Below are 11,748 nucleotides of genomic sequence, written 5' to 3'. Positions count from 1 at the left end.
AACTTCCCGTGACGCGACAACAACCGCCGCTCTCCCACTTCAGTGAGAAAACGACGGTTGCAGAAAACCGACTAACGCTTATTGAGCGCTTTTATGCAATCGAGCCGCGAACCTTTTCGTAGGCAGCGCCGACCTTGTACAGACGATCGTCACCGTGGCGCGGAGCCATAATCTGCAGGCCTACCGGCAGGCCCGTGTCTTCAGCCAGGCCCGACGGCACGGACATGCCACACATGCCGGCCAGGTTGAGCGGCAGAGTACACAGGTCGAACATGTACATGCTCAGCGGGTCGTCAACCTTCTCGCCCAACTTAAACGCAGTGGTCGGAGTGGTCGGCGAGATCAGGACATCTACCTGTTCGAAGGCCCGCTCGAAGTCCTGCTGAATCAGGGTACGGACGCGCTGTGCCTGGATGTAGTAGGCGTCGTAGTAACCGACCGATAGCGCGTAGGTACCAATGATGATGCGTCGCTTAACCTCATCGCCGAAACCAGCGGCACGGGTCATAGCCATGACCTCATCGGCGGAGTGCGTACCGTCATCACCAACACGCTGGCCGTAACGCATGCCGTCGAAACGAGCCAGGTTGGAGCTGACCTCACACGGCAGAATCAGGTAGTACGCGCTCAGAGCGTGGTCAAAGTTCGGGCAATCGACCTCGACGACCTCAGCGCCAGCTTCCTTAAGCTTGTCGACGGCCTCGTGGAAGCTATCCAGTACGCCGGCCTGGTACCCCTCGGTGCGGTCAAACTGCTTGACGATGCCGACCTTTACCCCCGTGAGGTCACCGGTAGCACCTTCCTTGGCAGCAGCAACCACATCGGCAATTGGCTGCTCCGTGGAGGTCGAGTCGTTCTCGTCGTGGCCAGCAATGATTTCGTGCAGCAGCGCGGTGTCCAGAACGGTACGCGCGGTCGGGCCACCCTGGTCCAGTGAGGAGGCACAAGCGACCAGGCCGTAGCGGGATACCGTGCCGTAGGTCGGCTTCACACCGACCGTTGCGGTCAGAGCTGCTGGCTGACGAATCGAGCCACCGGTGTCAGTACCAATAGCCAGCGGAGCCATACCGGAGGCCAGCGCCGCGGAAGAGCCACCACCGGAACCGCCTGCGGTGCGCTCGACATCCCACGGGTTGTGAGTCGGACCGTAAGCGGAGTTCTCAGTCGACGAGCCCATCGCGAACTCATCCATGTTGGTCTTACCCAGGATTGGGATGCCAGCTGCACGCAACTTGGCAGTAACCGTTGCGTCGTAAGGGCTCATGTAGCCCTCGAGCATCTTGGAAGCGCAGGTGGTCGGCGCATCGGTGGTAGTGAAGACATCCTTCAGTGCCAGCGGAACACCGGCCAGCGCGGAGGCTGGCTCCTCGCCAGCATCCAGCGACTCATCGACCTTGCGAGCTGCAGCCAGGGCCTCTTCGGCACCGACGTGCAGGAATGCGTGAATGTCCTCATCAATTGCCGCGATACGGTCGAGGAACGCCTGGGTGACCTCTACCGAGGTCAGCTCACGAGCGTGAATCTTCTGTGCGAGCTCAAAAGCGCTCAGCCCCAGAATCGGGTCCTCAGCAACAGCGGCATGCAGGTTCGGGTTAGCTGCAATCATTTCTTCCACGTACTCCTACTCGCCGAGAATCTGGGGAACTTCGAAGCGCTGGCGGTCCTGCGACGGCGCCTGGTCCAGCGCCTGCTCCGCAGTCAGCGTCGGCTTGACGACGTCCTCGCGCATCACACCGGACAGCGAAGAGGGGTGACTCATCGGTTCCACATCATCCGCAGCCACCTTTTGAACGGCCTGGACGTGGTTAATAATGCCGTCGATCTGACCGGCGAACTCGTCGAGTTCCGCGTCAGTCAGAGCCAGACGGGACAATCGCGCTAGGTGTGCGACCTCATCGCGTGAGATAGCTGGCACGCTAGTACCCCTTTCATTTCTTCGTACGAAGCTAGTGCACAGAAGTTTAGTTGAAACTGATTTTGAACCGCGCGAGCGGGCTGTACTTGCCAACAGTAGTCGTTGTCGCCAAGTAGTTGTCCGCAGGGTCTTACATTTCAAAGGTTTACCCTGTAGCCTAAATCACTACTTCTATAGTTACACCGCAAGAATCACTCTCAATTATTCGAAAGGTTGTACACACAGCCATGAGTTACCTCCTTCGCATCCAGCTTCCCGACGAACCAGGCGCACTTGGCTACGTCGCGGCTGCCCTGGGCGAAGTAGAGGGTGATATTCGCAGTGTCGATGTCGTAGATTACGGCGCTAATGGCGTTGTTGTCGACGACATCGTGGTTGACCTGCCCATGGGCCTGCTCCCAGACACACTGATTACGGCGGCTCAGTCCATTAGCGGAGTGGAAGTCGATTCAATTAGGCCTTTTTCCGGCTCGGTCGACCGCCGCGGACAGATTGCGCTGCTGGCCAAGTTCTCACAGCACACGAAGAATTTGGATCGTGCCCTCGGAGATGTCGTCGACGGCCTGCCTCAGACTATGACTGCCGGCTGGGCTATCGTCCTCGGCGAACAGAGCGATGGCCGGTGGGTACGTCGCGCTTCCTCTACCGCTGCTCCAGAGGATAACGGCCGGACTCTGCCGGAAGCCCCGATTGACTCGCCACGAAACCTGGATCCGGACGAAGAAACGTGGCTTCCGGAGGACTGGACGGTTATGGACTCCTCCATTGCCGCTACCCCAATGGGCAAGGGCCTCGTTCTCGTTATTGGCCGGCCCGGCGGGCCAGACTTCCTGCCAAGTGAGGTTGAGCACTTGGGACGTATTGGCACGATTGTCGGTGCGATTATCGACTAGCAGCGGCTAGTGGGCTGCTCCCTTCTGTGGGCTGCTCCCTTCTGCTCGAAGCTCTTACCCTATGGCTCCTCCCCTATGGAGCGCAGTGATTCACGCTTAGCGGTAAAGTCTGGAAATGATACCAGTCAATAAGGAGCTTCTTTGATGTCGAACTTGAGTGACCTCGTCGGATCCCACGTGCGTGCCGAATCCGGCCGTGTCCCCCAGTCGTCCACTGAGATGGAATTCTGGTCCGGTCTGTCACGGGTTGTTGTCGATGACCTAGCGGACAACTGGCAGCGCACCACGGAGGCATACGCTGCTACCCGCCAGCAGCACTACTTCTCCGCCGAGTTCCTCATGGGTCGCGCCCTGCTGAACAACCTGCTCAATGCAGGCCTCGTGGATGAGGCCTCCGCTGCGGTGGAAAAGTACGGCAAGAATCTGACAGACGTGCTCGAGGCCGAACACGACGCCGCTCTCGGTAACGGTGGCCTGGGGCGTCTGGCCGCCTGCTTCCTGGATTCCTGTGCCACGCAGAATCTGCCGGTGACCGGTTATGGCATCCTCTACCGCTACGGTCTGTTCAAGCAGAGCTTTGAAAACGGCTTCCAGGATGAGCACCCGGATCCGTGGATGGAAGAGGGCTACCCCTTCGTTATTCGTCGCGAGGAACTGTCCAAGATTGTCACCTTTGATGACCTGGTCGTGCGCGCTGTTCCATATGACATGCCAATTACCGGCTATGGCACCGATAACGTCGGCACACTGCGCCTGTGGCACTCGGAGCCAATGCGTGAGTTCGACTATGACGCCTTCAACTCACAGCGTTTCACCGACGCCATTGTCGAACGGGAGCGCGTCCATGACCTGTGCCGCGTGCTCTACCCGAATGACTCGACCTATGACGGCAAGGTCCTGCGCGTTCGCCAGCAGTACTTCTTCGTCTCGGCTTCGCTGCAGACGATGATTGATTCTTACATCGAGAATCACGGCGAGGACCTGCGCGATTTCCACAAGTACAACTCCATTCAGCTCAATGACACCCACCCGGTGCTCGCGATCCCAGAGCTGATGCGTCTGCTCCTGGATGAGCACGATATGAGCTGGGACGACGCCTGGAACGTCGTGTCCAACACCTTCGCCTACACCAACCACACCGTTCTGGCAGAAGCGTTGGAGACCTGGGAATACTCCATTTTTGACCGTCTCTTCGGCCGCGTTCTGGAGATCACCCGTGAGATCGACCGCCGCTTCCGCGAAGACCTCGCGGAGCGCGGCTTCGACCAGGGCAAGATTGACTACATGGCGCCGATTTCCCACGGGCGTATCCACATGGCATGGATTGCCTGCTACGCCGCGTACTCCATCAACGGTGTTGCCGCTCTGCACACGGAAATCATTAAGCGCGAAACGTTGAAGGACTGGCACGATATCTGGCCGGAGCGCTTCAACAACAAGACCAACGGAGTCACCCCGCGCCGCTGGCTCAACCAGTGCAACCCGCGCCTGTCGGCACTGCTGACTCGCCTGTCGGGTTCGGACGCCTGGGTCACCGACCTGGACAAGCTCGCTGAGCTCGAAAAGTTTGCTGACGACGAGGCCGTGTTGCGTGAGATTCTCGACATCAAGCACGAGAACAAGAAGGACTTCGCCACCTGGCTGGAACACCGCCAGGGTATTTCGGTGAACCCGGACGCCATCTTCGATACCCAGATTAAGCGTCTGCACGAGTACAAGCGCCAGCTTCTCAACGCGCTCTACATCCTGGATCTCTACTACCGCATCAAGGAAGACCCAGCGCTGGACGTGCCACCGCGCGTGTTCATCTTCGGTGCCAAGGCCGCCCCAGGCTACGTTCGCGCGAAGGCCATCATTAAGTTCATCAACGCTATCGCGGACAAGGTCAACAACGATCCGGACATGGACGGTCGCCTGCAGGTCGCCTTCGTTGAGAACTACAACGTCACCCCGGCAGAGCACATCATCCCAGCCACCGACGTCTCCGAGCAGATTTCCACTGCCGGTAAGGAGGCTTCGGGTACCTCGAACATGAAGTTCATGATGAACGGCGCACTGACGCTGGGCACCATGGACGGCGCAAACGTCGAAATCGTCGACGCCGCCGGCGAAGAGAACGCCTACATCTTCGGTGCGCTGGAAGAGGAACTGCCGGAGCTGCGCCGCACCTACAGCCCGCGTGGCACTTACGAAACGGTGCCGGGGCTCAAGCGCGCTGTCGATTCGCTTGTCGACGGCACTTTTGCTGACGGTGGCAGCGGAATGTTCCACGACCTACACTTCTCGCTGCTGGAGTCCAACGGGTACGAGCCGGCCGACGTTTACTACGTCCTCGGCGACTTCGCTGACTACCGCGAAACCCGCGACCGCATGGCGGAGGACTACCGCGACGAGCTGGCGTGGGCCAAGAAGTGCTTCCTGAACATCATCCGTTCGGGCCGCTTCTCCTCCGACCGCACCATCCGCGATTACGCCAATGAGGTCTGGAAGCTGGAAGAGACCAAGATTTAGGCCCCGGCTGGGTCAAATCCTGGCTGGGCCAAGCCCCAGCTAGGCCTGACCAGTTTCCAGCAATCGCTTGAACCCATCCTCGTCGAGGATGGGCAAGCCCAGCTCCTCGGCCTTTGTGGCCTTGGAACCGGCGTTTTCGCCAACCACCACGTAGTCGGTCTTCTTCGACACCGACCCTGCGGCCTTACCGCCACGGGAGATAACGGCTTCCTTCGCGCTGTCGCGAGTGAAGTCCTCCAAAGAGCCGGTGACTACCACGGTCAATCCCTCTAGCACCTGATCTGGACGATCGGCGACCTCATCGGCCATACGCACACCGGCAGCTTCCCAGCGCTCGACAACCTCGCGGTGCCAGTCCACCTCGAACCAGTCAGCCACGGAATCGCCGATGATCTCGCCAATGCCATCGATGGCCGAAATCTCCTCGCGGCTCGCAGCGCGCAGCGCCTCCATCGAGCCGAACTTCTGTGCCAAGGTCCGCGCCACTGTTGGACCCACATGACGAATGGACAGGCTGACCAATACGCGCCACAGCTCTTTATCCTTAGCTGCCTCGATGTTGGCCAACAGTTTCTTACCATTGGCGTTCAGGGTTTTCCGCGAAGCCGTAGTGTAGACCTCAGTGCCGAGCAAATCTTCCTCGGTGAGGTCGAAGAGGCGGGACTCGTCGGCAAGCACGCCGCGATGAATCAAATCGGCAGCGCCCCTCTCCCCCAGGTTTTCGATATCGAACCCGGAGCGGGAGGCGAGGAATTCAATTCGACGCCGCAGCTGACCTGGACAGTAGCGGGTATTGGGGCAACGCCAATCGGCATCGCTGTCCTTTGCCGGAGCCAAACGAGTACCGCACTCGGGGCAGAGAGTCGGGTAAATGTACTTTCGCTCGCTACCATCTCGGAGATCGGCTACGGGGCCGAGTACCTCTGGAATCACGTCACCGGCCTTGCGGATGGTCACACGGTCCCCGATGAGCACACCCTTTCGGTGCACCTCGGAAGGGTTGTGTAGCGTCGCCATCTCGACAGTTGACCCGGCCACGAAGACCGGCTTCATCACGGCATATGGCGTCGCACGACCAGTTCGGCCGATGGAGACTCGAATGTCCAGCAGGTCCGTGGTGACCTCTTCTGGCGGATACTTGTAGGCAATCGCCCAGCGCGGCGCCCGCGAGGTCGCGCCCAACGCGCGCTGCTCGGAAAGGGAGTCAACCTTGACCACAAGCCCGTCCATCTCGTGGATGGCGTCGTGGCGGTGCTCGCCCCAGTACTGCATCTGCTTAACGACGTCATCCGCGGAATGAACCTGCTTTGTATACGGCGACACGTGGAAACCCCACTCGTCCAAGGCACGATATGCCTCGTGCTGGGACTGTGGACGCCAGCCCTCGATATGACCAATTCCATGGCAAATCATGGACAACCGGCGCTTGGCCACTTCTGCAACATCCTTCTGTCGCAGGGAACCGGCGGCGGCGTTACGGGGGTTGGCAAACGGCTTCTGACCCGCTTCGACGCGATCGGCGTTGATGCGTTCGAACTCTTCCAACGAGATAAAGACTTCACCACGCACCTCGAGCACGTCGGGGATGTTCTCGCCGCTGATTTCATGCGGAATATCTTCGATAGTGCGCGCATTGGCGGTGACGTTCTCCCCCACGCGGCCGTCTCCGCGGGTGGCCGCCCGGACAAGGCGGCCATTCTCATAGACCAGATCGATAGACAGGCCATCGATTTTCAGCTCGGTCAGATACGTGCTGGCCGGGGTGCGGGCCAGCCAGCCGCGCAACTCCTGCTCATCGAAAACATTGTCCAAGCTGTAAAGGCGTTCGAGGTGCTCAACAGGCTCGAACACTTCCCCGTCGGCAGGCGTGTCGACCTGCGCACCGACCTGCTGCGTGGGGCTGTCCGGCACCACCAGATCGGGCCACTGCTCCTCTAACCGCTGCAGTTGACGGAACATCTCGTCGTATTCAGCATCGGAGATAACCGGCTGCGCGGTGTAGTACAGCGCAGCGTTTTCACGAATGCGAGTTGCTAGATCTTGCCACTTCTCCCGGACGTCCGCCGGCGCTGGCTCGGAGGCGGGGGCGCTGGAAAACGAAGACAAATCGGAGGTTGACAGGTCGGAGTTCTCATCGGTCGAGGAAGTCACGTCGCTCATTCTATGTCATTGCCCGGATGCGCCGGGGGACACGGAAATTCTCTTGACCTTGTTCCTGCCCCTCAGCGAATCCGCACTCTCCGCTACAGTTGAGACATGCATAATTTCGATCCGCGACGCATGCTCGCGTTTGATCTGGAGACTACCGGCACGGATCCTCGCACCTGCAAGATTGTCACTTCCGCACTGGTCCGACTGACTGAGCAGGGCAAAGATTCCACCATCATGCTCGCTAATCCCGGTGTCGAAATTCCGCAAGCTGCGTCTGATGTGCATGGCATCACCACTGAAAAAGCTCGCGCGGAGGGGCGCCCGCACGATGAAGTGCTAGCGGATACCATTGCCGGCCTTCGAGCTGCCTGGCGCGATGGTCTGACCGTAGTGGCCTATAACGCGGCTTATGATCTGACGGTACTGCGCTCGCAGGATCCCAGTTTTACCGTTGACGGCCTCGTCGTCGACCCCTTTGTGCTGGACCACTATTTTGATCCGGAACGTCGTGAAAAACGCACATTGACTGATGTCTCCCGCCATTATCAGGTGCGCCTGGACGGGGCACATGATGCCACCGAAGATGCTCTGGCGGCTGCGCGCATCGCATGGGTGATGGCGCGCCACTACCGGGAGCTAACCGAAAAATCGGGAGAAGAGCTGATGGAGCTGCAGGCCGTCGCGTACTACCAGTACAAGAAGAACCTGCAGCAGTACCTGACCGAAAAAGGTAAGGATACGTCGGACTTCACCTTCGGGTGGCCGATGGACTGAGCAGCGGCCCCCTCACCCTCCCCGGCTCTCCCAATATCCAGAGTTTTGTGATTATCCAATGGAAATCGAATATCCAAAATTCGGCGGAATATCCAAGTTATCCAAGCTGATGTGGATTATCCATTGCTATGATTGATGCGTGACCACTCGCGGCGACAAGGCCATCTCCATCCCACGCAATCCTTTCCACCCCACATTCGGCCGATCCCCGGCCATCATCGGTGGGCGCGATGTCGAGCTGGACTCGTTTGAGCTGGCTCTGGCGGAAGGCCCCGGTAATCCCTGGCGAACCGCGCTAATTTCCGGTACCCGCGGAATCGGTAAGACGGTACTTCTCAACGAGTTTGAAGCCGCAGCAAAGCAACTGGGATGGATTGTGCTGCGTGCTCACATCGGCTCTGAAATGATTTCTGAACTCACCGATGTCAACACTCCGCGCACTTTCAGTGCCATTGACAGTGCACCGATGGGCAAGGGCCGTCACCTCACCGGCCTGTCCATCGCCGGCATTGGCGGGTTTAAGACGGAAGTCAGCACTTCTCAGCCCGAGCCCGGCAGGAATCTGCTCAGCCAACTTCAGGATCTCTCGGCTCTCCTCATGCCACAGGGATCCGGCATCTTGCTCACTCTCGACGAGGTTCAAAGTGCAGACCCCGCACAGCTCAACGAAATTGCCCATGCAATCCAGGACCTAAATCGCGACGATGCGGAGATTGCCTTTGTCGCAGCCGGGCTGCCCAGCGGTATCGAAGACTTGCTCCAGCTAGAGGGCGCAACATTCTTACGCCGTGCCGAGCGCGTGTCTCTGGGCCGATTGGACTTGGAGACCACCAAGGACATCATTCGCAGAACTGCAGAACTCGGCGAACGCGCGATGACCGAGGATGCCGTCGAGCTGGCCGCTGAACTCAGCCACGGCTACCCGTATCTCATACAGACCATTGGCTCAGTCGCTTGGGCTAAGGCCAGGTTGGCCCACTCGGACACCATTACCGCTCAGCATGTCTCGGATGCCGCAGCGGAATCCATCCGCCGCATCGGGCTGCAAGTTCATGCGCCCAGCCTGCGGAAAGTGCCACCTCGCCAGATTGATTTTCTCAAAGCGATGGCGCGCCTCTCCCCCAATGGAAAGCCCGTGGCCACGAGCGCCATCGCAGAGACCATGGGACGCAAACTCTCTGGCATCTCACAGCTTCGCCATGACCTGATTTACCGCGAGTTGATTGTGTCAGCGTCGACGGGATACGTGGAATTCACACTTCCCTACTTCGCCGACTACCTCAATACGCTGGTGGAATAAGGTCGCTATTCGTCGCGAGCCAAGTCACCGGCTGCCCGACGAAGAAGTTCCGTGGCATTACGGCCTGCGCCGAGTTGCGCCTGTGCTTCTTCATTGGAGCTGGCAGCAAAGCCGCCCATCGGCGCCAGATTCAGGCTCTCAGCAATCTGTAGGCGCGAATAGCCCAGCTCATCCCAGAACAGCGCTGCTTGCTCAGCGAGTGCTCGAGCCGGTGTCGCCACCGGGACGCCCGTGTGCTCTTCTCGCTCCGTGACCGTCACTGGCACAATACCCAGCTCCAGGGACATATCGGCACCGACCACGGCAGCCGCAAAATCCAGTTGCTGCGTGGTGGTCAGTTCTTTGCGAGGTAGCCACACTCCGGCCGCACCGGAATCCGCCAAGGCCTGAACAGCCAGGCCATCGGGGCTCGACAGCGCGATGGTCACTTCGATTTCGTCGTCACGCAGCGGCCCTGTGACTTCAAGGAAGATCTCCGCGATCTCGCGGTGCCCCTGGGCGGGGAGATAACCCGCGTTGCCCATCAGCATGGACGGGGCCTTGATTTTGCCCTGTACGACTGCGCCGAGTGCGGGTTCTGCCAGAAGTACTTCGATGTCGCTGTCGAAACGCCGACGGACATCGGCGATGTGGGAAGCCAATCCCGCGGCCAACGACTGCGCGAAGTACTTCACGGCGCCGCGGTCAACGGCGATGAGATGGCCTGCGGCATTTTCCACCGAAGTCGCCATCGTCCATGGGCCGAGAGCGGTCAGGCGAATTTTCTGCGGGGTGCGTCCCCACGCTTCCTCGCACGCGTCGATGTCTCGGTGGAGATAATCAGTGGCCAAGGCACTCGCGCGACCACGACGGTCGGCGACTTTCCAGGAGCGCGCTCCCCTGTCGACGACGAGGTCAGCCATGAGGGCGGCCGTGCGACCGACGGCATCGGCGCCGAACCCACGGGCGGGCAACGTCGGTAGCGTGACGTGGCCTTCCAGGCATTCGCCAATGATAATCTCTGCCGCCTCGTGTGGATTGCGGCCCGGCATCGGGCCAAGGCCGACAAAGGAGGTCACGACAAGTCCTCTTCACGGGCGGTCGAGACAATCGTGCCGGAGCCCAGCACGTAGTCGCCCGCGGTGTCAGTGTGGTACAAAACAGCGGCCTGACCAGGAGCGACACCACGAAGCGGACCGCTCAGGTGCAGCCGGAAGGCGCCACCGCGTCCGGTGACGTCATCGTCAGGTCCTGCCAGCACTTCAACGCGGCAGTCGATGGGGCGACCGTGCGCACGCACCTGCACCTGCAGCTTGCCGGCCTCCGAGGCAGCGAGTACCTCATCCGGGTTGGCCAGCCAGATGGCACGGTCGGCCTCGAGCACGTTGACATTCAAGTCCGCAGCCGTGCCGATTGTCACCGTGCCGGTCTCTGCATCAATGCCGGTGACATAGCGCGGCTTGCCATCCGGCATCGGCCCCGCCAGGCCAATCCCCTTGCGCTGACCAATGGTGAAACCGTAGACACCGTCGTGCTCAGCGACGGTGTCGCCAGTTTCCTTATCCACAATGGTGCCCGGGCGACGGCCAATCTTCGCGCCCAGGAACGCCTTGGTATTGCCATCCGGGATGAAACAGATGTCGTAAGAGTCCGGCTTGTTGGCGGTGCCTAGTCCCATCCCGCGGGCTTCTTCACGAATCTCTGGCTTCTCGGTGTTTCCTACCGGGAACATCGAGCGCTGCAGCTGCTTGCGATCCAGCACGCCCAGGACATAGGACTGGTCCTTCTTCGCATCGCGGCCGCGGCGCAACAGGCCGTCGTCGCCAAGCAAAGCGTAGTGCCCCGTGACCACAGCGTCGAAGCCGAGCGCGATGCCGCGCTCTAGTAGAGCGGCGAACTTGATGCGTTCATTGCAGCGCAGGCATGGGTTCGGCGTCTCGCCGCGCTCGTAGGAGTCGTAGAAGTCATCCATGACCTCTTCCTTGAAGCGCTCGGAGAAATCCCAGACGTAGAAAGGAATGCCCAGCTCATCGCAGACGCGGCGGGCATCGCCGGAGTCCTCTAGCGAACAGCAGCCGCGGGATCCGGCGCGAACGGACTGCGGATCTTTCGACAGCGCCAAGTGCACGCCGACGACCTCGTGACCTGCGGCCAATGCACGCGCCGCAGCCACGGAAGAATCCACACCACCGCTCATTGCTGCAAGAACTCGCATTGCGTTGCAA

9 protein-coding genes are annotated in these 11,748 nt (G+C 60.1%); 4 read left to right on the top strand and 5 right to left on the bottom strand.

Annotated elements, in window-relative coordinates; genetic code table 11:
• Positions 1–91: 91 nt before the first annotated feature.
• Entirely contained in the window at positions 92–1,606 is a 1,515-nt protein-coding gene (gene gatA / locus QP995_RS00885) for an Asp-tRNA(Asn)/Glu-tRNA(Gln) amidotransferase subunit GatA (protein WP_284852817.1), read from the bottom strand.
• A gap of 15 nt (positions 1,607–1,621) precedes the next feature.
• Positions 1,622–1,915, bottom strand: a complete 294-nt coding sequence (gatC, locus tag QP995_RS00880; protein WP_005509328.1) for an Asp-tRNA(Asn)/Glu-tRNA(Gln) amidotransferase subunit GatC — start codon at positions 1,913–1,915, stop codon at positions 1,622–1,624.
• A 227-nt stretch (positions 1,916–2,142) separates the two neighbouring features.
• Here gatC and QP995_RS00875 point away from each other — a divergent pair, with 227 nt between their 5' ends.
• Both QP995_RS00875 and QP995_RS00870 read left to right on the top strand, forming a co-directional pair.
• Entirely contained in the window at positions 2,143–2,808 is a 666-nt protein-coding gene (locus QP995_RS00875) for an ACT domain-containing protein (RefSeq protein WP_048735304.1), read from the top strand.
• 144 nt (positions 2,809–2,952) lie between these two features.
• Positions 2,953–5,319, top strand: coding sequence for a glycogen/starch/alpha-glucan phosphorylase (locus QP995_RS00870; RefSeq protein ID WP_049172083.1), 2,367 nt, complete (start codon positions 2,953–2,955; stop codon positions 5,317–5,319).
• A 39-nt stretch (positions 5,320–5,358) separates the two neighbouring features.
• On the opposite strand, the gene ligA is transcribed toward QP995_RS00870, so the two are convergent.
• The gene (gene ligA / locus QP995_RS00865; RefSeq protein ID WP_101738712.1) at positions 5,359–7,479 is read right to left on the bottom strand and encodes an NAD-dependent DNA ligase LigA; all 2,121 of its coding nucleotides are present in this window, start codon (positions 7,477–7,479) and stop codon (positions 5,359–5,361) included.
• Positions 7,480–7,575: 96 nt separating this feature from the next.
• Between ligA and QP995_RS00860 the strand changes: the two genes are divergently transcribed.
• Entirely contained in the window at positions 7,576–8,244 is a 669-nt protein-coding gene (locus QP995_RS00860; protein WP_049194088.1) for a 3'-5' exonuclease, read from the top strand.
• Positions 8,245–8,383: 139 nt separating this feature from the next.
• Positions 8,384–9,544, top strand: coding sequence for an ATP-binding protein (locus QP995_RS00855; RefSeq protein WP_284852816.1), 1,161 nt, complete (start codon positions 8,384–8,386; stop codon positions 9,542–9,544).
• A 5-nt stretch (positions 9,545–9,549) separates the two neighbouring features.
• Here the strand turns inward: QP995_RS00855 and QP995_RS00850 are convergent, their stop codons facing one another.
• Both QP995_RS00850 and mnmA read right to left on the bottom strand, forming a co-directional pair.
• A complete protein-coding gene (locus QP995_RS00850) occupies positions 9,550–10,602 on the bottom strand; it encodes a uroporphyrinogen decarboxylase/cobalamine-independent methonine synthase family protein (protein WP_284852815.1) in 1,053 nt (350 codons plus the stop codon).
• Positions 10,599–11,738 (bottom strand): tRNA 2-thiouridine(34) synthase MnmA, encoded by a 1,140-nt coding sequence (gene mnmA / locus QP995_RS00845; RefSeq protein WP_284852814.1) that lies wholly within the window; start codon positions 11,736–11,738, stop codon positions 10,599–10,601. The genes QP995_RS00850 and mnmA overlap by 4 nt, the downstream gene beginning before the upstream one ends.
• Between the last annotated feature and the right edge of the window lie 10 nt (positions 11,739–11,748).

Origin of the sequence: Corynebacterium sp. MSK032, assembly GCF_030232065.1 — a bacterium.
GTDB lineage: Bacteria > Actinomycetota > Actinomycetes > Mycobacteriales > Mycobacteriaceae > Corynebacterium > Corynebacterium jeikeium_D.
The sequence above is the reverse complement of the archived record's forward strand: the minus strand, read 5'-3'. Positions and strand labels throughout refer to the sequence as shown.